The 24,409-nt window shown below is 67.6% G+C and carries 21 protein-coding genes; 3 read left to right on the top strand and 18 right to left on the bottom strand.

Features of this window, described 5'->3' with window-relative positions; genetic code table 11:
- Positions 1-163 precede the first annotated feature (163 nt).
- The 3 genes from AMK34_RS21955 (at position 164) to AMK34_RS21945 (ending at position 4,125) form a co-directional block, all read left to right on the top strand.
- Positions 164-961 (top strand): leucine-rich repeat domain-containing protein, encoded by a 798-nt coding sequence (locus AMK34_RS21955; RefSeq protein ID WP_241832829.1) that lies wholly within the window; start codon positions 164-166, stop codon positions 959-961.
- A 307-nt stretch (positions 962-1,268) separates the two neighbouring features.
- Positions 1,269-2,843 carry a hypothetical protein gene (locus tag AMK34_RS21950; RefSeq protein ID WP_143202549.1) on the top strand — a complete coding sequence of 525 codons (1,575 nt, stop codon included), beginning with the start codon at positions 1,269-1,271 and terminating at the stop codon, positions 2,841-2,843.
- 391 nt (positions 2,844-3,234) lie between these two features.
- Positions 3,235-4,125 (top strand): DUF1963 domain-containing protein, encoded by an 891-nt coding sequence (locus AMK34_RS21945; RefSeq protein WP_158073298.1) that lies wholly within the window; start codon positions 3,235-3,237, stop codon positions 4,123-4,125.
- Between the two features lie 92 nt (positions 4,126-4,217).
- On the opposite strand, the gene AMK34_RS42280 is transcribed toward AMK34_RS21945, so the two are convergent.
- The 18 genes from AMK34_RS42280 to AMK34_RS21855 form a co-directional block, all read right to left on the bottom strand.
- Positions 4,218-7,046: an amidase domain-containing protein gene (locus tag AMK34_RS42280; protein WP_158073297.1), complete on the bottom strand. Its 2,829-nt coding sequence runs from the start codon at positions 7,044-7,046 to the stop codon at positions 4,218-4,220.
- A 1,975-nt stretch (positions 7,047-9,021) separates the two neighbouring features.
- Entirely contained in the window at positions 9,022-9,762 is a 741-nt protein-coding gene (locus tag AMK34_RS21930) for a hypothetical protein (protein ID WP_073846622.1), read from the bottom strand.
- A 661-nt stretch (positions 9,763-10,423) separates the two neighbouring features.
- Positions 10,424-11,674, bottom strand: a complete 1,251-nt coding sequence (locus AMK34_RS21925) for a DNA/RNA helicase domain-containing protein (protein WP_083649947.1) — start codon at positions 11,672-11,674, stop codon at positions 10,424-10,426.
- A 647-nt stretch (positions 11,675-12,321) separates the two neighbouring features.
- Positions 12,322-12,675 carry a hypothetical protein gene (locus AMK34_RS21915; RefSeq protein WP_073846619.1) on the bottom strand — a complete coding sequence of 118 codons (354 nt, stop codon included), beginning with the start codon at positions 12,673-12,675 and terminating at the stop codon, positions 12,322-12,324.
- Positions 12,650-13,006 (bottom strand): hypothetical protein, encoded by a 357-nt coding sequence (locus AMK34_RS21910; RefSeq protein WP_073846618.1) that lies wholly within the window; start codon positions 13,004-13,006, stop codon positions 12,650-12,652. Before AMK34_RS21910 ends, AMK34_RS21915 begins: the two co-directional genes overlap by 26 nt.
- Before the next feature lie 27 nt (positions 13,007-13,033).
- Complete coding sequence (locus AMK34_RS42270; protein WP_241832828.1) at positions 13,034-13,492, bottom strand: hypothetical protein; 459 nt, start codon at positions 13,490-13,492, stop codon at positions 13,034-13,036.
- A gap of 13 nt (positions 13,493-13,505) precedes the next feature.
- Positions 13,506-13,697: a hypothetical protein gene (locus AMK34_RS42750; RefSeq protein ID WP_143202546.1), complete on the bottom strand. Its 192-nt coding sequence runs from the start codon at positions 13,695-13,697 to the stop codon at positions 13,506-13,508.
- 63 nt (positions 13,698-13,760) lie between these two features.
- Positions 13,761-14,219 carry a hypothetical protein gene (locus AMK34_RS21900; protein ID WP_443111209.1) on the bottom strand — a complete coding sequence of 153 codons (459 nt, stop codon included), beginning with the start codon at positions 14,217-14,219 and terminating at the stop codon, positions 13,761-13,763.
- Positions 14,220-14,238: 19 nt separating this feature from the next.
- Positions 14,239-15,150, bottom strand: a complete 912-nt coding sequence (locus tag AMK34_RS21895) for a hypothetical protein (RefSeq protein ID WP_073846615.1) — start codon at positions 15,148-15,150, stop codon at positions 14,239-14,241.
- A complete protein-coding gene (locus AMK34_RS21890; RefSeq protein ID WP_073846614.1) occupies positions 15,147-15,794 on the bottom strand; it encodes a hypothetical protein in 648 nt (215 codons plus the stop codon). The genes AMK34_RS21895 and AMK34_RS21890 overlap by 4 nt, the downstream gene beginning before the upstream one ends.
- A complete protein-coding gene (locus tag AMK34_RS21885; RefSeq protein ID WP_143202545.1) occupies positions 15,791-16,336 on the bottom strand; it encodes a hypothetical protein in 546 nt (181 codons plus the stop codon). Before AMK34_RS21885 ends, AMK34_RS21890 begins: the two co-directional genes overlap by 4 nt.
- Entirely contained in the window at positions 16,336-16,566 is a 231-nt protein-coding gene (locus AMK34_RS21880; protein WP_073846612.1) for a hypothetical protein, read from the bottom strand. The genes AMK34_RS21885 and AMK34_RS21880 overlap by 1 nt, the downstream gene beginning before the upstream one ends.
- A 93-nt stretch (positions 16,567-16,659) precedes the next feature.
- Positions 16,660-18,417: a vWA domain-containing protein gene (locus AMK34_RS21875; protein ID WP_073846611.1), complete on the bottom strand. Its 1,758-nt coding sequence runs from the start codon at positions 18,415-18,417 to the stop codon at positions 16,660-16,662.
- 48 nt (positions 18,418-18,465) lie between these two features.
- Complete coding sequence (locus tag AMK34_RS21870) at positions 18,466-19,659, bottom strand: AAA family ATPase (RefSeq protein WP_073846610.1); 1,194 nt, start codon at positions 19,657-19,659, stop codon at positions 18,466-18,468.
- Between the two features lie 61 nt (positions 19,660-19,720).
- Positions 19,721-20,047 (bottom strand): hypothetical protein, encoded by a 327-nt coding sequence (locus tag AMK34_RS21865; RefSeq protein ID WP_073846609.1) that lies wholly within the window; start codon positions 20,045-20,047, stop codon positions 19,721-19,723.
- A 40-nt stretch (positions 20,048-20,087) separates the two neighbouring features.
- Positions 20,088-20,252, bottom strand: a complete 165-nt coding sequence (locus AMK34_RS43025; protein ID WP_158073296.1) for a hypothetical protein — start codon at positions 20,250-20,252, stop codon at positions 20,088-20,090.
- 910 nt (positions 20,253-21,162) lie between these two features.
- Positions 21,163-23,973 carry a BTAD domain-containing putative transcriptional regulator gene (locus AMK34_RS21860; RefSeq protein ID WP_073846608.1) on the bottom strand — a complete coding sequence of 937 codons (2,811 nt, stop codon included), beginning with the start codon at positions 23,971-23,973 and terminating at the stop codon, positions 21,163-21,165.
- Positions 23,973-24,392, bottom strand: a complete 420-nt coding sequence (locus AMK34_RS21855; RefSeq protein WP_073846607.1) for a hypothetical protein — start codon at positions 24,390-24,392, stop codon at positions 23,973-23,975. The genes AMK34_RS21860 and AMK34_RS21855 overlap by 1 nt, the downstream gene beginning before the upstream one ends.
- Between the last annotated feature and the right edge of the window lie 17 nt (positions 24,393-24,409).

Here is a 24,409-nt window from a genome sequence, read left to right as displayed (position 1 = left end):
CCCCCCCCCCCCCCCCCCCCCAGAGAACGTGTACCAGATCTGCCGCCCTTATCGATCATGGCGGCAACGACCGGAACGTCCGGAAATGCCGACGACAGGAGGTTGCGCACTACGGGTCGTAGTGGTGGCAACTGTTACCGGCCATCGTCGATACGCTTCACAGGTGTCGACTGACGAGAACGCGCCGCAGGTGTTCCCCAATCGGTTCGCCGACGCCGTCGGAGCCGCGCCGGATGGGCTCGATCGGGATCACTGCCGGTGCGTCGGCTATTCGAAGACGACTCGACCGGTGACCGTCTCGTTCCATAAGGACACACAAGACCAAGCGGCAGAGGGCTGGCAGCACCTCCTGGCGCTGATCGACGAGGCTGTCGAGGATGGTCGGACGGAGTTCGCGCCCTTCAGGGGGATGAGTGCCGTGGAACGGCGGCAGATCATCACGTTGCCGTCCACGATCGCGAAGCTGACTGCGGTCACGCGCCTGGTCCTGTACGGAACGAACCTGGTCCGCCTGCCACCCGAGATCGGAGCGATGACCAGCCTTGAGGTGTTCGAGCCCTATACGTCGCACCGGCTGCACTGGTACCCGTATGAACTCACCAGGTGCGCAAGTGTCATCGACAGCACGGTGAGCACCCGTGTCCTCTACGGCAACGTCAAGTTCCGGCCACCGTTTCCGGCGTTGCGGCCGGTGACCCATGCCGACCAGGCGGACTTCGCCGAGCTCGATCCGGGCGTGTGGGGCACCACGGTCGTACGGACGTGCAGCGTCTGCGACAGGCTGATCGATCGAGAACTGCATCAGGTGTGGGTTTCCCGCCGGGTCGGTACCGACGTGCTGCCGCTGCTGGTGAACGCGTGCTCCGCGAACTGCGTGGCGACGCTGCCGACGTCGGCGCAAGGCTACGTTCCGACACCTCATACCGGCGGCCCGGACATCGTCCAGCCCGCTGGCCGCTAAGGACGAACCAGAGGGCCCGGGGCGAACCCAGCTGAACTCATGCTCGAGCCGGTCCTTCGGTTGAGTCCTCGGGCGAGGCCTTTATGGACTCCGCCCGCCGCACCCGCCGCACCCGCCGCGGCAGCACGGGACTAGTCGCGTGGCCAACATCCGCTCATGCCGCTGACCGCGCTGTCGCGAGGCGCGCATGTGCCGAGTTGAGGATGACGTCGGTAACGCTGCGGGCTGGGGTATTTGGTTTAAGGCAAAGGTTCGATACTTGTATCGTCCATGGCGTGTTGTCGTGGATATGCGGGGAGTGACGTCTGTGTCGGTTGACCTGCCGGTGGTGATGGCCGGGGTTGCGCTCTACGAGCACATTCGCCGGAATCTTGATCCGTCCGGGCGGCTGCCGGCAGAGGTGGGGTTGCCGGATGACGCCAGGGTGATGTCCGATCGGCTGCGGTGGGTGCCTGGTGCCATGGATGGGGTCATCGGTCACCATGGATCCGCCGATGGCACTGACCGCGCCACTGAGGTCGCACGCTTGCTGGCGATGGCGTGCCGGCGGCCATCGGCCAGGCAGCTCCGCAAGCTCTATGCCGGTGTCATGGATGACGACGTCATGGACTACGTCGACGCGTTGATGGAAAGGCTGGGCCGCGAGCGGCTGGACGGGAGGGCGCTGCATAGGGTTGGGAAGTGGCTTGCCGTCACGGCTCCCGATCGAGGGCCGGTCAAGCTGGGTATCGCACTGCTTGGTGTTACCGGGCTCGGAGACGATGTGGCCGTCGTGCGGACGCTCGGTGCACACGAAGAGTTCACCCTTTTTTGCGCAGTGGCCATCTCCAACGGGCTACCCGCCCCGGAGTCGGAGTTGTGGGCGCTGGCCGCGTCGGTGGATGGCTGGGGCCGGATTCATTGCGTGGAGCGATTGCGGGACACGACCGATCCGGACATTCGCTCGTGGATCCTGCGTGAGGGATTCCGAAACTCCATCATGTACGAGTACTTGGCCTACATTGCCGCCACGACCGGAGGTCTGCTCGAAGCTCTGCGCGGTGAGACGGTCGATCGAGGGTTGTTGACCTCCGCTGGTGAAATTCTGGAAGCGTTGATCACGGGTGGACCGGCGGAAGACGTCGACGACTACGAGTCCGGCGCCGACGCCGTGGAGGCGTTTCTCGCCACGATGACCACCCAGGCGCAGACCCTTCAGGACTTCTCGACCGTGGCTACGATCCGCTCCTTCCTCGCCCGCGAGACCGGGTGGGACCAGCGCAGCCAGAACGGCTGGACCGCCACCCGCCGACAAGCCTTCGAGCACGCCAGTGACCAGATCCTGAGCCAGGACTCATGGATCGGCCGCATCACCGCGGGGCTGGCATCAGACGACCCCGTTGAGTTCTCCCTGGCAGACCGTGCTGCCCGTGTCCGGGGCATGGACACCTTCGACGCACACCTCGAGAAGATCAAGACCGATCCGTTCGGCAGCGGGTGGTTCCACGCTTGGCAACAGGCAGACACCGGGCGTGCTCAGCAGTTGGCGGACCTGGCGCATACCCTCCTGCCGATCGACCAGATCACGACCGGGCCAGCCGACGAGCTGGGAATGGGCCCGCAATGGCGCGCCCACAATGCGCTGGACTGGACCCTGCAAGCCCTGCGCGACCATCCCGGCACCGGAGCCGATCTGCTGCTGGCTGGACTGCACAGCCCGGTTACTCGCAACCGGAACATGGCCCTGACAGCGTTCCAACAGTGGCCGCGAACCGCATGGCCGGCCGACGCTCGCGACGTGATTCACGACCTTGCACGTTCCGATCCCAACGACAATGCACGCCGGTTCGCCCTCGAACTGACTACCGGACAGATAGAGGAGGACGAGCAGCATGATCGGTAAGACAACCACCCTCCGCTGAAAATCCACATCTCGAAGAGAACGAGCTCTCCATTCGCACGCTCATGCCGATGAGCGGATAGGTCAGCGCCGATCTGGAGCGGGTACTGGGACCCGAGCGCCCCACAACTCCTCGATCCTTCGCTTCCTGGCACACCCAGTCCAGCGCTGGACTGGGTGGCCCTGTCCAGGGCGCTCGTCACGACTAGCCCGGATCCCATCAAGGTGACAAGGACCGATCACTGCTGTTCAGGCCATATCCGCCTGGAATATCCCGGGCACTACGGCGACCCCGATACGTCACGGCGATCCCAGGTGGTGTCGGCCAGCGTCGGTGCCGTCGGGAATGTCCATCCCTTGTCGCCCTTCGGGTTGGTGCCCTACCGTCCGGGGTGTGACCGTTTCCGATGAGGACGAACGACGACAACAAGTGCTCAGTGAGCTACGGCCACTGCTCGACCGGGTTTCTCTTCCTTCTGCCGCTATACGGGTCGGTGACGGGCCTCCGGTGTCGGCGACCGGGTCATTTCTCGCCGGGTATCCCTATCTGCCCGAGGGTGCGTCGTGGCCGATGTACAACGGTGTTCCGATGTTCAGTGTCGTTCAGATCAACTTCGCCGAGGTCGGGCCGTTGCCAGGTTTCCCCACGACGGGGGTGTTGCAGTGGTTCGTCGGCGCTGACAGTGAAAGTTTCGGGCGCACCTTCGATGAGACGGAGGGAAAGGCCGGTTTCGAGGTCCGCTGGTATCCCGACACGTCGGCACCGTCGATGGCGTCTCCGACGGCCCTGACCCCATGGCAGGCGGTCAGCGACCGGCCCGGGGTGTACGCGCCGTTCACTCCTACCGAGGCACGCGCTGTGACGTTCACGATCGGCCGGGCCTTGCCGCAGATGGCCGAGTTCTATGTCGACGAGGAGGGGGATCTGGCCCGGCTGGTCCGCGAACTGGCCACGCTCAACGGCGAGCGCAGCGACTGCGCGTCCGATCTCCTGCGCAACGGATGGAGGTTCCACGTACTCGGCGCTTACAGCCCGTTCGATGATGACGACTTCGTCAGCAGGAGCTCGCTGGGCGGCAGCGCCGATTTCACCCAGGAGGACCCACGCGGGCATGGCAACTACCCCTCGATCGGTGAGCCCGCCGGTCAGGTCCTGATCACCATCGACTCGGACGTCTACACCAGAGGGTGGGGTGACCACGGCATCGCGCACCTGTTCGGTGACCCGACCGCGGTGGCCCGCGGCGATCTCTCGTCAGTGACCTACTACTGGGACTGCACCTGAGAGGCGGCCACCGAGTGGCGGCCGCCTCGTGAGGCCGGTAGGACAGACACAGGGAGGCCCGGCCGGCGACGACCGGGCCTTCCGCTCTCATCTCAGTCGGGGCAGGTTCCGAGCAGTGTCCGCAACGCGTCTTTTTCGGTGATTTGCATGGTCAAGCCCCAGCGGAACTTCGAGTGGATCCAGTGCTTGGCGTATCCGCAGTGCGCACCTGTCCGTGGGGGGACCCAGTCCGCCGGATCCCTGTCGTTCTTCGAGGTATTGACAGTACTGGTCACCGCTCGAAGCAGTGGTCCCGCGAGATCGTTGGCGAAGTCACGGCGCCTGTCGACGGTCCACGTGCTGGCGCCGGAGCGCCACGCGTCGGCCAGCGGCACCACGTGGTCGATCTCAAGTTTTTTGGGGTCGGTGTGAATTAGGCCGTCGTATTCGCTGAACCAAATACCGGACGCCGGTTGACAGCCAGCGCCTAGCTGCACCGCCCTGCCGTCACGCCGGAGCACGGTCTGCCGCGTGCTGCACGTCTTGACCTCATTCCAATGCGGGAAGGACTTCACGCGGTCGTACCCCTCCATCGACCCCTCCGGGGTCGGGACGAAAGTATCCAGTTCCAGTCGTGCCTGGGTCGTGGGGACTCCGGGCTGGGAGACGCCATCGCCACGGTGGGCGTGGTCGCTGACGCTCACCGTCCGCCAGGCCGTGAGCACCATGCCCGGGTGATGCACGTTCGCGACGTCGGAGTCGGCCCAGTTCAGGTTGTAGCTCTGGATCAGCGACCACAGGGGAAAGTCGACCACGTCCGGTGAGTGATAGCTCACCAGCGGACCGCTGGAGTCGAAGCCGGTGACGATCATCGACCGGTTCTCTTTGGTTTTGGCCTCCGGCAGGGCCAGCTGCACCACGTCGCCGAGACCGACGTCACTCAGGTATTTGATCTTGGTGACCCGGCCAGATTTTCTCGCGAACGAACTCCAGGTCTCGGCGTTGACCCAGGACCAGGTGGTGGCGCCGACCCCGTTGCCGTTCCCCGCGTTTCCCCGGTAGTACCAGTAGTTGCTGCTTTGATGATCACCAGGCGCACCGTCGGCGGGTTCGTACCATTGCCAGCCGCCTGCGGCGAGAGCCTGGCTCGCGAAGTTCGGACTGTCACCACCCACCGCGGGTCCCCGGTGGTTCCAGTTCCAGTAGTTGCTGTTGTAGTTGCGGGCATGCGTCCGGGCGTAGGCGGCGGTCGCGTTGGGGTCGAACCCGGGCGCAGGACCGATCTTCGCCGGCAGTCCGGTGTCACCCTCGAGCAACGTCTCACCCAGCGCCTTGCCGACAAGGTGGTACCGGGAAGGCTCGAACCGCAGTGACCTCACCGCTTCGAGGTGATAGAAAAAGCCACCCTTTTTCCGCGTATGTTTCGCCTGTGGATTGATCGTCGCGCCGACCGCCGGATAGTTTCTCGACGCCTTGGAGCAGGCGGCGTCTCCCTCGAACACGCCGGCAGAAACTCCCTTGTGCCGAACCTTCTCGGCGAAAAGGCGGAGTTTGGCATGCGGCTGGCAGCTTCCGTTGCTGACCACGAGTTCCGGGTATCCCGCGCGTGCTTCGAAACCGTGTACTTGGGCCACATGGGTGGGGCTCCACGTACCGCCGGTGATGTCAGGGTGCCCGGTGGTGAAGTTGGTGTGCACTTTGTGGAACAAGCTCTCGTAGCTGCGCGCCATGTCGGATACCCGGCTCTTGGGATACTTCACCGGGTCGCGCACCTCAGTGCTGTTGTAACGGTGGGTACCCGCCATCGCGAACATCTTCCCGTCCAGGTCGACGAAAGTCTTGATGCCGAACTTGGCCGACAGCTCGTCGTGAATCGGGTGGGGCGCTTCGACCGCCAGGTTGGTGGGCGCCGATGTCGCATCATAGCGAAGTACGTACAGCCCCCATCCGCGGTTGAACGGATTCACCTCATAGAACAGAAGATAGCTACGGCCAGTGACGGTGTCGGTCATGAATTCGAGCTCGTAGCCAAACTCCTCCAGTTCCCTGTCTGCCTGTATTCGCCCCTCGGGTGTGCCGGTGTTCGCCTTCTTCATCGAGGTGATGATCTTCGCGATCTCACCGGCACTCGCGGCGTTCCACTCGAAGTCGTTGGTGTTCTCCGTTGCAGGGATCCTGGCCTGGTAGGCCAGAACGATCATCTCCAGATCACCTGGGATCGGCTGGTCGTCATCGTGCTCGCCTTCCTTGCAGGTCCCATCGTCGGCGAGGTGGTACTTTCTTACGTTGGAGATCCGCCCATCGGTTGCGTGTTCCCAGCCGGCTAGCGAGGCCCAGTCCCCTTCGCAGGCGGAAATGCCATTGCTGACATATAAATTGGTTCCGAGCGTGATCTCGCGGACCGCGCAATCTTTGATATTGTCCGTATACGGCAGCGCGACGGCGCAGACCTCGATGAACTGCCCCTGGCACTTGGCGACTTGATCGTCGGTCAGTCTGACCTTCCCGAACAGTCTATTGAGTGCCACGACCGAGAATTCGGGCAGTTCCACGCTGAAGTCGCTGCTGGTGCACACCTCAGCAGCGTTCTTCCTGGCGTCTCGCTGCGCCCGAGTCGAATGTTTCCCGCTGATCAACGCTTCGCGAACCCGCACCAGCGAATCGTCACGATCCCCAGCTCCTGCCGCCGTGCCAGCGGGCGAACTGGCCGGCGGGGCGTCGGCTTCTGTGTCCTCTTCCGGAGCTTGATCGTCCGTACCGTCCGCGGTGGTCTCAGTGGCCGTCACGTCCACCGGAGTCCCCACATCAGTATCGACGAGCGGCGCCTCCGTTGTCGACGTGGAGGAACCAGAACTACTGTTCGCCGGCCGGTCGCGGTCGGGTGCCGCCGCCACCGGCGCCCCAGTGAGCACGCTCAGCGCCATGACGGCCGCGGTGAACACCGCGGCCGTCCGGCCTCTGCGTTGCCGCGACGGACGGGTTACCGCCGTCGGTCTGCCGGAACGTCTCATAACAATTCCCCCTTGTGCTCGCATGTCAATAGAACAAATCACGTATCCACACGTAACCGCGCATCTCGGACGCGGGCGCGTGTACGGAAAGTGGGCAGACTGGAGGTAGGCAAGTTTGGATACCCGATATGTGGACGTTGCCAACGAACTACTATAAATTCCGTGGTTCGTGGTCATGAACGAATTCTGAACTCGGCAAGAATAGCGCGGCGGCACTACTTGTCGCCGGACCGATGTCGACAAGGTTGCAGCGGACATCATCGCCACATAAGCGGCATGAGAAAATGCGAATGTTTCGTTGCATGAAACCCCCACCAAAGCACGCCAGGCTTCCGCGCCCGTCGCCGTCAGGCTAGCGTCGGATGATCAGCATCCGGAAGCGAGAATGTTACAGACCACTCGAATGTCTCACACATCAAGAGCCCTGCTGCGCTATTCAGCCGCCGCATTTCCGGCGTTTGGAGCCATGCCGGCCAGGCGAGATGCTCATGCCCAGTGGCGCCGCAGGCATTTACGCCGCGACCCGCTGATGCGGTCGTGGTCGCCATTCCCCTTGGAGCGGCGGATTTCCGCGTGCTGGTCGAGACACGACGTCAAGTTCCCGGTCGGCGTCGGTGTCGCGCCAGGAGCGCCGACCGTGGCGCCCTTCCCGAGTTCCCGGCCACTGCGGGTGACTGGCCGCCGCGGACCTCATCGTCGAGGCGGGTCAACGCGACGGTGATCTCGCTACCGACGCGGTCGGGGAGCGCGGCCTGGTTCTCGTAGGCAAGGCCCATGGCGGCCGGCACCGGCGGGGGCGCGAACGGCCGTTGCGGGTGATGAAGGAGACGTACTCGGCGTGGGAGTCGTCGAGGATGTCCACCCAGCTGACGATGCACCTGATGGTCTACCTCGGGGCCCGCGTCCCCGAGATCTACAACCTCGACGCCGGTGACATCGGCTACTGCGCAGACAGCGGCGGAACCGAGTTCAGGTTGATTACACTGCTGAGGAAGTGCAACAAGATCCGCGTCCGGCCGATCCCGGTCCAGCTTGCCCCGTTGCTGGGCACCTGGCTCGCCCAGCGCATCGCCGACCCGCACGACACCGCGTTACTGGTCGACCGCGGCGGGCGCCGGATCACCCGATACCAAGTCGAGTACCTCGCGACGGCCTCCGGCGTCCCCGGACCCGCGCCAACCTGCTCGCTGCGCGCACGTCGACGGTGTCAAAGCCCTCGAGTGGACCGCGAGGGACGTGACCACTGCGGCGAACGTCTCTCGCGAGACGGCCCGCCTGCTCGCCTTGGATCAGGCCGGTCACAGCTACCACCCGGAGCTGTATCGGCGCGCGAAGGACGACGTCGCCCGCCAGGGTCGATATCCTGCTTCAGAACGGGATGCCGCGCGGTGCTCAGTGGGCGAAGGTCGTGGACGGGATAGCCGCCACTGCGGTTGCGGCGAACGCGGCCATCGAGACCGCCGCGCACGCCACCGACGCCGGTCCACGCCGACGCCGCGGTCGCCGAAGCCCACCAGGAAACGCCCGGCAATGGCTCCTGGCCGCCCCAATCCCCACGCGCCGCTGCGGCCCGCTCGGCCAGACCGCCAAGGACCAGGCCACCGGAAGGCGGAAGCCAAGCCCACCCAGTCCTCGGATTTAAGTCCGGTGTCCGACAGAGTGGTGTTGCTGGCGGCCCGCCAACTCGCTGAACTTCATCAACAGACAGCAACTCAAGTGCCCGATGAGCATCCGCTCATGCCGCTGACCGGTCCTCCGCCGGGCATGTCCCGTTCGCCTGAACTCGTCGGGAGACAACGCGGGCGACCTGTGGTTCGCCAACTAGGTCCGGACAGGTTGGCGTGCGTTTGTCCGGACCTAGTTAGTGGAATGCGGCAGCCCCTCGGAAGTCGTCGCCGAGGAGCGATCAGGCCGGCGCGGTCCCCGTCGTCCGCAAGGTCCGCAGCTGCGCCAAGGACAACTCCCGCGTCCGGTCCGACACGGGCGAGGATGTCCAGTCGTTCAGATGACGATTCGCCGTCACCTGGCTCGTGTCCGGGGTGACGTCGTGACCGTCGGAGGCCACGATCTTCTCGATCATCTCAGCGAACTTCCCGGGCCCACCGCCGCCATAGCCGACGCTGTAGCCCGCGCCGGTCTTCTCGGGTAGGAAGTGCAGCTCGCCGCGGTCGTTGCGCAGCCACATGACGCCAGCGTCCTGATCGATGATCAACCGCTCCAGCACCTGGCCCTCAGGCAGCGACAACGGGGAAAAGGTCCAGTAAGTCCACTCATCGATGTTCCCGCTGACCGTGCGGTAGTGCTGCTTCACCACCGGCATCCAGGTAAGCGGATCGTACAAGGTCGTCAGGCACAGGCAGCCGTCGCCAGCGATTGCCGACGGCGAGTCGGGATCGTCGAAAACGCAGGGATGCCACAGTCGCGGAGCGTCGTCATTGGAGACCAGGGCCATGTGAAGTGGGGTCGGCCCGGTGTCCTGCAACCGGCCAATCCATTCCTCCGTGTACTGGCTGGGTTTGCGCAGTTGCTGGGTGGCGTTGAGTGCAGATCCCCACAGCGTCGGTGTTTCGCTATAGAGCACGAAGTGGAACCATCCTCGCTGCGGGTCGTAGGTCAGGTTCAACTCGCGCTCAGGCTGGTAGGTCATCAGTCGGGAATCCCTTCCGTGGTCGGTTCCGCCAGCGTCCCATTCGTCGCCGACACGAGGGTTCGGCAGACCCCGGTTGAAGGGGACTTCAGCCAATCGGCGCAACCCCGACCACGGAGCCTCGGACGGCACTGACCAGGTCTCGGTCAGCGCACCCGCCGCTGACCGCCCTCATCGGCGTACGCGAGCTCCAGCCGCACGGTCAGCATGGCGGCGCCCCGCCGGCCCCGCCATGTATTCCCAATCCGCCACGACCTCCGCCAACTAGGTCCGAACACCGCCGCCTTCGTCGAGATACGACAGGATGCACGCTCATGCCGCTTATCGGTCGATCCGGGGCAGCGGCGTTCGCCAATCGATCGCACGATAACTTGTCCCTTTTTCGCGCTACTTTCGACGGTCCCTGTGAGGCTGGCGAAGTGGCAGTCCCGCACCGACGCACGCGACTCAGTGGAGCGCTCGTAGTGAAGCGGAGGCTGGACGACCTGGAGGTGCGTCGCGTACCGCCACGCTTAATCGCGGGCAACGCCACAGCGCGGTCGAAAGCGGCCGACATTGATCATGCCATGTGATCAACATGTGCGGCCAGAATTCACGGACATAATTAGCTGTCGGTAACGCGGTCCCCTACCCCCTTTGTTTGACGGCGGGGCGTACCTGATTACACGGCGATCAGGTCATGCAACAGGGCGCGGGTTTCGGCGTCGGTGGAGTAGAGCACGGTGCCTGCGGTGGCGCGGGTGAGCAGCACACGATAGGTGCGGCGCACCCACCGATCGACGTCAGCGGCCGTCGCGCCGTCGAGGGCGTCGTCGCTGTTGGCGGCGGGGTCGGTGACCCACCGGTCGTCGCGCCATAGGAGCTCGGGGCCGAGGATGACGCCGCCGTAGTAGTACTCGAAGCCTTGCGCGCTGTAGACGTTGCCGATCTGGCCGGCGCCCGCGGGGTCGATTGCCCACAGCGGCGAGGGCGGAAGGCCGTTGACAGCGCGCTGGCCCTTCACGCTCCATGGGCGGCGCCAGTCACCGATCACGATGTCCTTGGCCAGCGGATTTCCGGGCCTCGGGTCGCTCCAGGGCCAGCACAACCCGGCCGTGATCCGGGTGCTCGCTCCGACCTCGGTCTTCGCGCGCAGCAGCTGCTCCAGCTCTCCGGGGCTGTCGGCAACCCTCAGCTCGAACCGCCGCGCGGACTCTCCGCCTGGGTTCCATGAGGTCGGCGGGCACGGTGGGTCGTCGAGTGCGAGCAGACGACGGATCCAGCTGTCGTAGTGGGCGCTGTGATGGCGGTGCTGGTTCGTCAGCTCGGCGCAGTGCACGGTGGCGCCGCTGGCCCGGGCCGCTGCCGCGAGGTAGTCGCGGCAGCCGATCTGGCCGGGGCGGATCGCCTGGTCCTCGTCGAGGAGGAACACCACGACGCGGGCGGCCTCGAGCAGCTGTGCGGCCTGGGTGCGGTCGCTGCGGCGTGAGGCGGGGGTGTAGCGGGTGTTCGAGGTTGCCCGCAGCTGGTGCGCGTCGTCGCACACCAGAAGATCCAGCCCGTCGGGCTCGGTGTCAGAGGCGGTGCCGAAGTACTGGAAGAGCTTCTGGGTGGCGCGAGAGCCGTGTCCGGCGGTCTTGCGGAGCGCGGTGGTGAACGCCTGCGAGCCGGTGGCGTGCCGGGCGCAGTAGCCGGCGCGCAGGGCCTCGCCGAGCAGAGTCAGCGCGAGGGCGCTCTTGCCCGTGCCCGCAGCGCCGGCGACCACCACTACTGCTCTTGTGTCGCCCTGGTCGGCGAGGCCCTGTCTTACGTGGTGTAGGACGGCTCGCTGATCGTCTGTCAGGGCGAGTACGTCGGCGTGGGTGAGCGCGCGGGCTGCGAGGTCGAACAGTGTGGGCGCCGCGGAGCGCGAAGATGATCCGGTGGTCGGCATGAGGATTACGGTCCTCTTCTGTGCGGGACGAACCCTGCGCCAGGTCTCAATACTCGGCTGCCGCCGCGCCAGGATGTGGCACAGGGCGCGCAAGCTGGCGTCCTGTTCGCGGGTGAAACCTAACCTAGGCCAGGTCGTACCGGGTTTCCTTGTCAGATCAATGCCACGGCCGTGCGCACCTCACCCTCGGATTTCTCAGAGCAGCGTGGAAAAGTGCCTTTCCCGGCGCAGGCCGGGTCGCACCCGCAGCTCATTGATGGCTTTGGGCGGCCAGTACTTAGCCCGATCCAGCCGAGGTCAAAGGTGCCCGCGGGGCGAATCCAAGGCCAGTGGCGAGCGTGGTCATCGTGACTCTCCTTCGACAGTCCAACGGTGCGTGACGGGATCCCAGGTGGCCGTGGTCATCAAGCGGTTAAGGTCGGGCAGGCCAGGCCCGTACACCCACCCGAACTCGATGCATTCGGCTTCCCCGGGCCACAATCCGGACCACGTGTCCTGCGGACACTGGCATGTCTCGTCGTGACCGAGGCGCTGCAGCCCGGTGGCCAGACATCGGGCTACGTCGCACCCTTCGAGGTGAACATGCCCGATCCCGGCGTGACAGTCCGGGCATGACGGCTCCAGCGCCGGGGGCATGGCCTGGGAGCTCATGCCGACTTCCTGGTCGCGTCGTGCTTGGTCTTGAAGTACTCGTTCCACTGCTGTGTTTCGGCGCCCACGTAGGTGTCCTGCAGGCGGACGTCGGGGTTCGCGAGCAGGCTCCGGTGCGCGAAGACAAGTCCGGCTCCTGCGGTGGCGACCTCGGCAAGGCGCAGGTGCATGCGTGCCCAGTCGAGGCAGCGCTTGTACTCGTTCTGGTGATACGCGCGGCTGCTGAGGTCCGGGTATATCGCCCGGGCTTGAGCGAACAGGGACTCGGCGGCCGCGTAGTGCTCGGCGGCACTGCGTGGCTCGCCCACCTCTGCGGCGGCCGGGTCAGCGGGCGTGGCGTGTGACGACATGGGGTGCCCTTTCCAAGTTTTCGATGATGAGTACGCGGTGAACACGGCGCGAGCGCGGGAAGTCGGCCAGCGCCGGATACGTGCTGTGGCGGCGGTCGTCGGCGGCGAGCACGCGTACGCCGAAGCGGAGCGGCCCGCCGGAGCGGTCGGTCCAGCCGTAGAGGGCGGGTAGCTGGGCGAGCGCGTGCGCGGGGACGATGAAATCGCCCGCGGACCGGGCTCGCCTGATCTCGCCGAGCCCACCGCCGTTCCTAATGCCGAGGCGGACCGAGCCGAGCCACTCGGCGTCCGGGCCACACCCGAGGTAGAAGTCGTGCGTCATGCTGCTCATCGGGGATCACCGCCGATGATGGGCAGGTCAGCGGGCTTCTCTCGCATCAGAGGCATCGGCACCGACGGCGACGCGGCCGGATCCCGCAACCACGCGTACAGATAGGGCGGGCCGAGCGAGTCGTCTCCCTCGGGAAACCATGGGTTGAGCGGGTCGAGGCGGTGCCAGCGGACGCCTCCGCCCACCGTGGCGAACACCGCGCTGTCGCTGGGGGTCGAAGGTGATGATCCAGCTGCTGTTGTGGCTGGAATACCACGGCCACGGCCAGCCGCCCTTGCGGTGATACACGTGTCCGAGACTTTCTTCCTCCCACACGTCGAAAGCGTCGGCCACAGCCTCGCGGAAGACGGTCTCGTCGGTCGCTGTGATCGCCAGCCGCACAGGCGGGACGGCGAGGAAGTTCTCGGGATAACACTCCCCGTGCAGAGAGCCGATCCACTCGGCCTCATCGCCGCGTCCGAGGTAGAAGTCGGTGTTGCTCGACATCGCCAAGTCCTCCCTATCGTGACGCATCGGGATTCAGGCCAACAGGCACCGGGACACAGGCGTAGGGATCAGGCGGTGGATACGGCGGAGCGGCGCCGTTATGCGTGGCATCCTGCTCATGTTCGGTGGCGCGGTCGAGGATGTAAGCCAGCACGATCACCGGTGTCCACGGGCCGGGAAGCACCACGGCCAGCACTGTCCACATGAGTCGCTTCCTGTCGTGCATGATGTGTCGTCCTCTGGAGTGGAGAGGAAATGGGGCATCAGCTCAGTCGGTGGCGGGCGTATCGGGCAGGCGGTGCACCGGGAGGGGAACCGCTGGCGCCGCACGGGGGTCACGTAGCCACCTCGCGAAGTCCGGCGGTCCACACCGCAGCGGCGGGCGCGGGTCGTCGGGGTCGAGGCGGTGCCAGCGGTCCCCGCCGCCACCTGTCATGTGCGCGGCGCCGTCGAAGTGGGTGATGATCCAGTCGTTGCTGTGGCTTGTGTCCCAGCCCCACGGCCATCCGTTCCGGGGCTCGTGCGCCGCACCGAGGCGCTCGGCCGCCCACATCAACAGGAGGTCGTTCACCGCCGCCCGGTAGGCCGACGGTTCGCGCGCGGTCAGCGCGGTCCGGCCGTGGGGATCTTTGAGTAGGTTGTCGGGGTGGCAGGCGAACTGCAGGGACCCAAGCCAGTGCGCCGTCGGTCCGGTGCCGAGATAGAAGTCGGTGCGCGTGGCCATCACGAACTCCTCTCCTAGGGCGTCACAGGTCCTCGCGGACGGGGCAGCCGGGTGTGTGTCCGACGCCGAAGGTCAGTCCGGGCGGGCACGGCACCGGGGTCCCCGTGGCCTGTGCGTCGAGGTAGCGGCCGAGCGCGGCAGGATCGTTGGCCGCGAGCAGCGGCACCTCGGCAGCGCAATCCGGGCACGGCCCGAGGACACGTAGGTCGTCCACCGTGCCGTTGCAACAGGCGAGCCGGTACTCGGTGCCGCCGTCGGTGATGGTCACCCGGAACCAGTGCCACCCGCCGTGCTGACGGTCCGGGTCGTCGGTGACCGTCACCGCCGTCCTCGGCACGCCGAACTCCTCGGCCACGTCACGCCCCAGGGCTCGGCGGAGGGCAGCGCGCTTGAGGTAGGCGGGATCGCGGCCGAGGTCGAGACGAGGGTCTTGCCGTCGAGCCCGGTCGAAGGCCGTACGCGCTCGTCCAGCGAGCGTGGTATCTCCGCGAGCCGGAGGCTGTTGGTGGCCGAGAGTGATGGTGTGCCAGTCGTTCTCGGCGTTGTCGATGGCGACGACGCATTCGGGCAAGTACAGCACTCGCCCGCCGTCAAAGGTGTATGCGCTTTCCACATGGAGGTCCTTGCGCCGCCACGTCTTCCACGTCGCGAGGTCGTGATTGCAGCCCGACACCGCTGACCCGAACCCGCACATCGACCATGCCTCGGTCAGGGTGTCCAGCGCGGCATAGAAGTCGGTCTCGGTGGTAGCGGTCAAGAATTGCCGTCCGACAGGCAGCAAGGCGACGGTCGCGGGGATGGGTGTCTTGTCCGGGTATGCGGATTCGAGGTAGCCGACGTACTGGGTACGTGGGCCCGTGCCGAGGAAGACCTCAACGCGGGAGGCCTTGCGAGGATCGTGGGGGCGTGCGGGGGTGGCGTTGATCGTGGTCATGTCGTCTCCTGGGTTTCGGTCGGTGTGGACGGTGCGGCGGTGCTGTCATCGGCACGGAGTGCCTGTGCGAGCGCGGGAATGCGGGCGAGCGCGTCGTCGACAGCCATGGTCAGCGTGATGCTCACGAGGTCACCGCTCATGAAGTAGATGCGGGCGGGCTCGGGTGCCTGCGGGAACGCGCTCTGCAGCTGATCGGCGATCGCGCGCTCAGCCTCGTACTTGCGCGTTTGGGCTTCGAGGTGTTCGCGTCGAGCGGTCCAGGCGCGATCGAGCCACTGGTGGAAGGCCGGGATCAGCCGCTGGTGGATGTCGGTCGCGACCTCCGTGGCCGGAGCACCGACTGCGAACGTGGCTACGGGGAGCGGGTCTTTGCGGTACCAGAGCCACGCGTCGGCAAGTTCTCGCGGCACGTCCCCCGGAACGAGCCAGTAGCGCCACGCGCCCGGTCCTGGTACCGGCTGGAAGCCGACGCTGACCCCGGTGGCCAAGCACTCGACGTCGGCAACCTGGTCTCGGGCCCGGCCACGGCCGACCGTCCACTTACCCGGTAGCGCGGTCGCGACGTCGATCGCGGCGAGTGCCACCCTGTCTTCTTTGCTGATACGCGCGGGTTTGTCGGCCGTCTCGACTGTGGTCGTTGTCATGACAGGGGCTCCTTTCGGTGTCCCGCACGAAGTTCCGGTGCGTGTGCGGAGTAGCGGCAGTGCGGGTGGTGGGCGGGGTCGCCGTGGAATTCGAAGGGCGCGGTTTCGGAGAAGGGCTCCTCGGACTCGGCGAGGTGGGCGCCGAGGTCGGCGAGGCCGGCGACTCGCGCGATGGGGACCCGCGGTGCCTCGCAGTCCGGGCACGGGCCGAGCAGCAGCCAGGACCACATCACGAACCCGGACAGGTCGGGGATGAAATACCAGCGGCGGCCGTCGCTGGTGACCTCGATCAAATCCCCCGGGGTGAGGGCCCCGGGGCCGTAATGGCGGTCCGGGTCGTCCCGCACGAGCACGGTGTCGACAGCGACGCCGAGCGCGGCCGCGATATGGCTTGTGGTGATCGCGCGGCGATTCCACGGCGACCGGACACCGTGACGATCGGCGAACGCGCGCGGCGCTATGGCGCGGTGAAGGCGGGCGACGGTGATCGCGCGATCGGCCAGCGAGGCGGGTGCGTCGCTGGGTGTTTCGGCGGTGGTCATCACGACCACCCCAGCGCGTCGGCGACGGGCGCGGGCACGTATCCGACCTGGTCGCTCGCGCCGAGCCACACCAGGGGCTGATCGGCGCGATCCGGGGTGCACGCGACGCGCCCGAGCAGGTGCTCCAGGGGGTAGGTGGGTTGTGTCGCGAGCCGTACGGGGGTGGCGGGGTCGTAGTGGTCGAGGGCGGCGATCAGCTCGCCCATGGTGGCGATGGTGGTGTCGGTCATGGGTGGTCATCTCCAGTTCGTGGGTGGTCGTGGGCCCGGGCGGGGCGGGACATGAGGGGGAGGGTGTCCGCCCCGCCCGGGGTCTGTGGGTGGTTAGCGGGTGGCGCGGAGTGCGGCGGTGGCGGCTTGGCCGATAGCGCGGGCGGTGGCGGCGGGGTCGGTGAGCGTGTGATTCGTGACGCCGTCCATCGGCCGATTCCATTTGCTACCGCCGGGAAGCAGCCACAGAACCGCGCATCCGCTGGCACGTAAGCGATCGAGGAGCCGCTGGCCCGGGTCGCGGGTCTCGTCTTCGAAGTCACCGTCGGAGATGACCACCAGGAGGCGGGCGGCGTTCGGGCGGGACAGTTCCAGGGCGCCGTCGAGGGCTTCGATGGCGTCGTCGATGACGTGACCTGCTAAACCTGTGCCGAATTCGGTGATCCGGGCCGGGGTGGCCCCGGGGTGCGTGACCGGAGTGACCAGGCCCGAGCCGAAGGTCACGGTCGCGGTGGTGGCGGGCACGTCGGTGTGGTGGGCGGCGTGGGCGAGGATCCATGCGGCCGAGGCGACCGGTGCCGTGTAGGCCTTCATGGAATCGGTGACGTCGCAGGCGATGCCGAGCCGCAGTGGTGGCGCGGGCACGGTTTTGCGGGTGGTGCGTGTGAACGGTTCGGCGGTGGGGATGGCGCCCGCCGCGCGTTGCGCGGCGGCGGTCATCGCCCCTCGCACCCGCAGCCGTCCGGGTGGGATGGCCGAGGTGATCGTGGTGGTAGTGCGGTCACGTACTCCGGCGGTGGTCAGCGCGCGGCCGAGTTGCCGCGCGGCGGTGCGTTCGGCCGTGGTCGGCAAGCGGGTGCCCGTGATGTGGGTGGCGTACGGGCTCATCCCGCCGCCGAAGGTCGTGCTCGCCGCGCTGACCGCGCGGGCGCGAGCGGCATCCTCGGCCGCGCGTGCCTCCATGGCGTCGGTGACGGGGTCGGAGGGCGCGGGGTCGGCGGCAGCCGCGTTGACGATGGCGATAGCGGCGGCGGTGATCGCTTGCGTCAACGGTGTCGGGGCCCCGTTCCCGCTACCGGGCTGCGCGCCCGGGTCGGCGGCGCCACGCTGGGGCGGCGGCTGGTCGGGGTCGTCGCCGAGTGCTTCGCACCAGCGGCGCCCGAGTTCGATCATGGCGGTAGCGTCGTCGTCGGCGACACGGTGCGCCGTACGCCAGATGGCCCGCAATTTGGCGAGGGTGTCGTCGCCGAGAATGCCGCGCACGACCCGTTGGACCCGGGCAACTTCCCGCCCGTTGAGGACACCGCCGTCCACGCGTGCCAGCAGCAGCGCGGCGGACTGCGCGGCATCCAGTTTCGTCATGGTCGGTGCGGCGGCTGGGTCGGTGGCGCGGGTGTCGGCGAGGATGAGCTTCGTCGCGCTCCCGCGCAGCCAGTACCGGTCCTGCGGGCGGCGCCGCAGGTGCGCGGCTTCGATGCGGGACTCTTCCAGCAGGATCGCGGCCGCCGCCGCGCCCGGTGGCACCCCGGGAGGCTTACGCCACACCGAGTGTTGCGCGTGGGCGCATTCATGGGTGAGCAGCCCCCATGCGGTGCGGTAGCGCTTGCGGTCCCCGACCCGGTGCGGTTCGACGGTGGCGGGGTCGACCCCGCTGGGGAGGTGGGTTCCGTCGACTTCGATGGCGGCGAGGTCGGGGAAGAAACACGCGGGGGCGTCGTGTCCGGCCCCGGGGGCGACGGTGACCACGAGGTCGTCTCGGTCTGCGATGGCGGGCACCTCGTCCCCGAACCGGGCGGAGAGGGTCAGCCATCCCGGGGCGGCGGGGAACACGGCGGTCGGGGTGGCGGCGGGTGCGGCGATGTGCGTGGTCATTGTTGTGTCCTTTCCGGACGGTCGCGGGGCGGCGGGAACCGGTGGGGGCTAGAACTGTTCGCCGACGGTGAGCGGGGCGACGTGGGCGCCGAAGACGTTGCGGACCACGTCGGCGACGATGTCCTGGTCTTCTTCCGGCGCTGCGGCGATCAGGTTCCCGGCGGCGACCATCGGGTCCAGCGCGGCGGCGGTGTCTTTCGCGGCGAGGAGTTCGCGCATCTGTGGCGCCCACCCGATCTCGCCCTTCTTCTGCCGTCCGGCGAGGTTTTTCGCGACCCGCACCACTTTCGGGTCGACCCCGATCCGGGCGGCGAGGTCGTAGTCGGTGGTCACCTCGATTTTGACCCGGAACCGCGACGCCAGCGCGGGGCTGAGTACCGCGCCGTGTACCCCGGGGTTGTGCCCGCCCACGACGTAGAACCCGGGGGCAGCGTCGACACGTTCCCAGTTGTTGGCCTTGATCGTGATGTGCCCGCGCCCGTCCATGACCGGGTACACCACCGCCAGCACGGGTGCCGGGATGAGGGTGAAGTCGTCGATGAAGAACGCGCGCCCCTCACGCATCGCGGTCACCAGCGGCCCGTGCGCGAACGCGTAGGTTCCGCCCGACGTGGGCACGTACCCGCCCACGATGTCGTCCACCGTGGTGTCACTGTCGCCCGGAAGGGTCACCGCGTCACCGAACGCGGCCTCGACCAGCGACGTCTTGCCCGTCCCCGGGGGCCCGTACAGCAGCGAGGGAATTTTGTTGTGCCGCAACCGCCGCAACACCGTGACGTCCGAACTCCCCGCCAGCTTGCGCGGGTGGTAGAGCTGCCCGTTCGGGCGCCGTACCGGTGCGGTCACCAGCGCGGGCGCTTTTTTCGGCCCGGGGCAGCGTTTCGGTGTGACGGGCGCGGGCGGCGTCGCGGCGTCGGCCGTCGCGGGGTCGGCGGCCCGTGCGCTGATCACGGCAGTCGCGGCGGCCGTGGGGGTGTTGGCGTTGGCGCGGTAAGCGCGGGACGGCTGCCCCATGTAGTCCGCTTCCCCGCGCGTGGTCAGGGTTTCCAAGGCGTTGCCCACCGCGCCGGATGACCGGTTCAGGAGCCGGGCGGCGGCACCCGCCGTCAGTCCGGCATTGGCGGGTTGCCGGGTGAGCAGTTCGGCCACCATGCGGCGGAGTTCGCCATTGGGTAACCGATGTGCCGCGCCCGGGGCGGCGGGCGCGGCGCCCGTGGCCGGAGTCGTGGCGTTCGTGGTCATCGTGCTGGTTTCCCTTCACAGCAATGGGTTTCGGCGGACTTGGCGCGGCAGGGACCGGGTGTTACGCGCGTCGCAACGTGGTGGTGAGCGCGAGCACGGCATGCCCTTCGCTGGGGGCGGGGTATTCGGCGCCATCAGCGGTCACCACCCGCCATTCCGATTGCCGCACGATGTCGGCCGGGAAGTAGCTACCGACGAAACGCCCGTCGGGACCGGTTACCGTGCCGTACAACAGTTGTTGACGGTCGGCGGGATCGATCAGCACACCGGTGACGGTGCACTCGTTTTCGGTGTTGGCGCGGGTCACCACTTCGGGTTGCACGTCGCGGCTCATGGTCGGGTCGACCACGTACACCACGCGTTCCGGCGCGTCGTCGGTGTCATTCATCGTTGTTGCCCCTTTTCGGTGTCGGGTGCGGCGGGCGCGGTCAGTGAGTGGCGGCGAATTCGGCTTCCGCCGCTTCGGCGTCGCGCGTGTGGTTTTCGGCGGCCGCTTCGGCGGCGTCGTGGTCGGGGCACGGGTTGGACCAACCGCAATAGCAATGCGCGGTGGCGGTGCCGTCGGGGTTGGCGGTGGTGTCGGCGTAGCACATAGCGATCCCCAATCACGTGTTTGCGGGCTTCCGCTTTCCGGGGCCATTCGCGCCCGGCGCGGTTGATTTTCGCGGTTTCCGGTTTTTCCCGGTACCCAATAAAAGTAGCTCGACCCCGGGCGCCGCACAATAGTTTTTCGGGGTCAATTTCGGGGAATTTTGCCAATCTTTCGCCGCCAACAATGCCGCATTCATTTAATTGTTTGCGCAGGCCAGGCGCCCGCCAACCATTCCAACAACGGGAGCGCCGGCCACAGGCGAGCCCGCGGACAGAAATAGTTACAAATAAAAAGAGGCCGGAGAGAACAAGGGACGGCGAGCGAAGCGGACAGGTGAGCGCTGATGAAACAAGGACGAAGCCGCGCGACATCGCCGCCGGGCCTGATGTGTTCACCTGCTTGGTGTCAAGCGAGTCTGGGATACCGATGGATCCCCCTTCAGGGGGCGTAACCTGCGAGAACGGCCGACACGGGGGGATCCGACTTAGGCGGATACCGGAGGACGAGGCTGATAGGCCGGGTCGGTGGCCCCACGGTTGGCAGTCACGCTCCGCGTCGCCGGAGGCGACGGGGGCGTCACCGAGTGACCGCGCCGACGGCCCGGACCCGGCATGCAAGGTGGGGTCGCCACGGTGGCGTCGGAGTGTCTTTATGGCGCGCGGCTCTCGCCGATAACTCTCGGCGAGAGCCGATGTCGAAGATGCCGGGGAATGCGATTGTGCGCCCACGAAGTTCTTTTTCTTTGGCCTCGATGGTTGTGCTGCCACGGTCGACGCTAGCATCGGCACGGGCGCAATCATGGCGGGAAATCGAGGTATTTCACTGTTCCACACAAATACCTTTACCGCACAGTCAACTTGCTTCGATCCCCGAATGGACAGGTCGTGGTCGCGAACCGGTGGCGTGTTCATTCATGGCGCCGTGGATCGGGAGAAGTCCTCGACCGGGATCCCGGTGTCGCGGGCGCGTAACCGCTGGGCGAGGTCGACGGTGTCCGCAGTGGGCATCGTGTCGATTTCGGCGAGGCGGGTTCGCAGGAGGTCCAGAGTGCGGGAGATGGCGTCGTGCCGGCCGAGTGTGTGTTGCAGGCGCATGATGTCGCGGTAGATCAGTTCGTTGTGCGGGTCGAATGCCCGCGCGGTTTCCAGCAGATCCAAGGTGTGGTCGGGATCGGCCTCGACACGGGAGCGGGCGAGCGCGGCGACGGCATCGAGCGCGTCGCGCCGTGTCGCTTCCCGGGCCGCGGTGAGCCAGTCGGAATCCAGGCCCTCGGCCAGGGCTCCACCGTAGTGGGCCACGATCGCCTCGTAGGCGTCACGACGCCCCTCGGCGGTGCCGGCGGTGCGGCGACGTGTCACCGCGTCGGCGAACGACCAATAGTCCACCTCCACCACAGCTGGGTCGAGCCGGTACTGACCGTGCTCAGCCAGGACAAGGTCGCCGACGGTGCCGCGGGTGGCGATGTCGAGGGCGCGACGGATTCGGGAGCGGACGGTGCGCAGCACGCTGGCGGGGTTACGGGGCGGGTCGTTCGGCCAGAGGGCATCGACGATGGCGTCCCGGGATACTCCGCCGGGATGCACCGCGAGGAAGACCAACAGTTCGAGCGGGCGGCTGCTCAGCTCGCCGGACAGGTCACGCCGCTCGGTATCGGCTCGTGCAGGTTCGGTACACCAGTGCAGGGCTGGAGTTCCGAAGACCGTCAGCGCAAGCGGCGCGGGTGTCAGCTCGTTCCTGTGTGCCGCTCGCAGGCGCGGGTCGTCACCGGGTTCGTCGCCGTGGGCGGCGGGCGATTCTGGGGCGAGTGTTCCTGCGGTGATTTCCAGGCGTTGCGGGTCGCTTCCGGAGTTTTGCTGCGGGACGGGGGAAGTCTCGTCCGGTGGTGCCGTCACCTGACGGCGCGGGTCGGAGTCGGCGGCCCCGCTGGCGGTGCTGCCGCGGAGGTCAACGGTGCGCAGGAAGGCGAGTAGGTCGCGGGTCGCGGTTTCGGGCAGGGTGAAGGCGCGGGTCCCGCGTAGCGGTTCACCAAGGCCAGGGTCGGTGGCCGAGATGATCCCGCCAGCTGTGACGTAGGCCGTCACCCCGGCACGCCACTGCCCCAGCACAAGCGCGGTGAGCCCGTGCTGGCCGTGGTTGTCGAGCAGGTGCTGCAGCCGCGCGTGCTGATCGTGCTCGCCGGGAGGGGCGGTGACGAGGACAGCGGGCCGGCGCGCGGGCGCGTCGAGGTCGGTCAACGCGGTATCCAGGTCGGCCACGACCGTGATCGCCGCCGGCAGATCGATGGACGCTCTCGGCACGCCGAGCAGGCGAGCCAGATCGGCAGCGGGCACGTACACCGACGGCGCCGGTGCGTTCTCGGGGACGGTGGTGAGAAGAGTGAGCAGCAGGGCACGGGCGGCGGCGTAGCCGCCGGGGCCGACCACACCGAGCCCGTGCACGCGGGCCAGGTCCAGGGCGATCTGGGTTCCCTCGCTTGGGGCGGCGGTGTCGTCGCGCGCGGCTCGCGTGCTCGCCGCGAGCGCGACGTCGACGACGGACGGCGGTGTCGCCGGACCGCCACCGATCACGCGGACTCGAGACCCTCGCGCCTCTCGCAGAATCGGCTCGCCACCGGATTCAGGACCTTGCTCACGCGTGGCCGGGTCGTCGTCGGTCTCGGTATTCAAGTCGAGGTCTTCATCGTGGTGCTGGGCGCGCAGGTGGGCCAGGTGCAGCTGGTACACCACTGGGGCGACAGGAAGGTCGTCGTCGCGTCGGCCGCTGCCGGGCCGGTAGCGGGCGTGGTACCGGCGTCGCGCGAGGAAGAGCAGGGCGCTAACGGCTGCGGCCAGGCCCAGGCTGACGAACACCTCACCGCCGCCCCAGGTCACCGCACCTCCGGCGGACCTGTCCCCCGCCGGGTCGGCGGCGGGCTTCGCGGCCGCGCCTCCGGACGGAGCTGGAGCCCCCGTGGTCGGCGCTGGGGACGCTATGTCGGGCGCCGGGGACACGGGCGGTGTGGGCGGGGCAGGCGGCGGGCTGGTCGTCGGGACACGGAGGGTATCGCCGGGGTGGATCAGGTTGGGGTTGGCCAGGATCCGTCCGCCGGGCTGGGCGCTGCCCTGGTTGAGCGCCCAGATCTCGGGCCAGCGATCACCGTCGCCTAGGCAGCGCTGCGCGATCCGCCACAGGGAGTCGTGGACGCCGTTCTCCGGTGGCCGGGCTTGTTCGGTCCCCCCTTCGACGCGCGGCTGCTGGTGGGTGACAGGGACGGTCGACGCGGGGGCGGTCACGGCCACGAGGGCGTGGCCCGTGGGGCGTGCGGCGTCGGCGGGAGTGAGGGGCGCGGCGGTGGCGGTGCGGCCCAGCACGGCGACGAGCAGGGCGCCGACGAGCACGGCCGCGACGCGCCGCACCGGCCCTGTCTGCCGTTTCAGGGCCGGCAGCCCGCCGCGGGCGGCGTCGACCGCGCACGCGGCGAGGTCGAGAACGAACACCAGCCACAGCAGCCAGGCCAGACAGGCGAGGACGTCGAGCAGGAACCGTGCCGACATGGGCGTCATCAGCGCCGTGCCGATCTCGTCCAGGCTCGGCAGGTGATCTGGCAACGGCCAGCCCACGCCGTGGATCAGCGTCCACGGCAATCCCGTCACCAGCGCGGCCAGTAAGACGGCGGCGAGCAGCCCTCGCGTCACCCGGCTCAGCAGCCGCGTGGCGAGTGCGAGGGGCTCGCGGCCGAGCATCAGATGCTCGCCACGCTGACCGCTACTCCGTCATGGTCGGCGGATTCCGGTGCGGTGGTTCGGGCGGCGCGCGGGTCGGTGGTCGCCGGGGTGTCCTTGCCGGGGACGCCGTTGTTCTTCGCGGTGCCAGGGCGTTTGCGTTTGCCGCCGCGGGCGGGCTTGGCTGCCTGGTCTCGCCAGCGGGTGAGGTCGGCGGCGGGGACGTCGGTGACCTCGGCGAGCTCGGGCACGTCGATGACGTCGCCGGCCGCGGTGAGGACCTCGCCGAGTTCGCGTTCAAGGCCGGCGAGCCGCCCTGCCAGGTCGGCATGCCGGCGGGCCAGCTCGCCCACGGTGCCGGCCGCCTGGGCGCGGCGCGCGCTGCGCGCGGAATCTCGTTCCTCGAGGCGGCGGGTGATCTCGTCGTCGGTGGTGACCATGCCGGTGTTCTCCCTCC

The organism is Amycolatopsis sp. CB00013 (assembly GCF_001905755.1).
Lineage (GTDB): Bacteria > Actinomycetota > Actinomycetes > Mycobacteriales > Pseudonocardiaceae > Amycolatopsis > Amycolatopsis japonica.
The sequence above is the reverse complement of the archived record's forward strand: the minus strand, read 5'-3'. Positions and strand labels throughout refer to the sequence as shown.

Bases quoted from the DNA above. Each gene is read 5' to 3' on its own strand.
- AMK34_RS21885 (WP_143202545.1), bottom strand. From the start codon at position 16,336: ATGACCACCGCCGAAACACCCAGCGACGCACCCGCCTCGCTGGCCGAT.
- AMK34_RS21915 (WP_073846619.1), bottom strand. From the start codon at position 12,675: ATGTCGTCACACGCCACGCCCGCTGACCCGGCCGCCGCAGAGGTGGGC.
- AMK34_RS21880 (WP_073846612.1), bottom strand. From the start codon at position 16,566: ATGACCGACACCACCATCGCCACCATGGGCGAGCTGATCGCCGCCCTC.
- AMK34_RS21855 (WP_073846607.1), bottom strand. From the start codon at position 24,392: ATGGTCACCACCGACGACGAGATCACCCGCCGCCTCGAGGAACGAGAT.
- AMK34_RS21910 (WP_073846618.1), bottom strand. From the start codon at position 13,006: ATGAGCAGCATGACGCACGACTTCTACCTCGGGTGTGGCCCGGACGCC.
- AMK34_RS21875 (WP_073846611.1), bottom strand. From the start codon at position 18,417: ATGACCACGCACATCGCCGCACCCGCCGCCACCCCGACCGCCGTGTTC.
- AMK34_RS43025 (WP_158073296.1), bottom strand. From the start codon at position 20,252: ATGTGCTACGCCGACACCACCGCCAACCCCGACGGCACCGCCACCGCG.
- AMK34_RS21860 (WP_073846608.1), bottom strand. From the start codon at position 23,973: ATGCTCGGCCGCGAGCCCCTCGCACTCGCCACGCGGCTGCTGAGCCGG.
- AMK34_RS21865 (WP_073846609.1), bottom strand. From the start codon at position 20,047: ATGAATGACACCGACGACGCGCCGGAACGCGTGGTGTACGTGGTCGAC.
- AMK34_RS21930 (WP_073846622.1), bottom strand. From the start codon at position 9,762: ATGACCTACCAGCCTGAGCGCGAGTTGAACCTGACCTACGACCCGCAG.
- AMK34_RS42750 (WP_143202546.1), bottom strand. From the start codon at position 13,697: ATGTGGACAGTGCTGGCCGTGGTGCTTCCCGGCCCGTGGACACCGGTG.
- AMK34_RS21890 (WP_073846614.1), bottom strand. From the start codon at position 15,794: ATGACAACGACCACAGTCGAGACGGCCGACAAACCCGCGCGTATCAGC.
- AMK34_RS21925 (WP_083649947.1), bottom strand. From the start codon at position 11,674: ATGCCGACCACCGGATCATCTTCGCGCTCCGCGGCGCCCACACTGTTC.
- AMK34_RS21870 (WP_073846610.1), bottom strand. From the start codon at position 19,659: ATGACCACGAACGCCACGACTCCGGCCACGGGCGCCGCGCCCGCCGCC.
- AMK34_RS42270 (WP_241832828.1), bottom strand. From the start codon at position 13,492: ATGTCGAGCAACACCGACTTCTACCTCGGACGCGGCGATGAGGCCGAG.
- AMK34_RS21895 (WP_073846615.1), bottom strand. From the start codon at position 15,150: ATGACCACGATCAACGCCACCCCCGCACGCCCCCACGATCCTCGCAAG.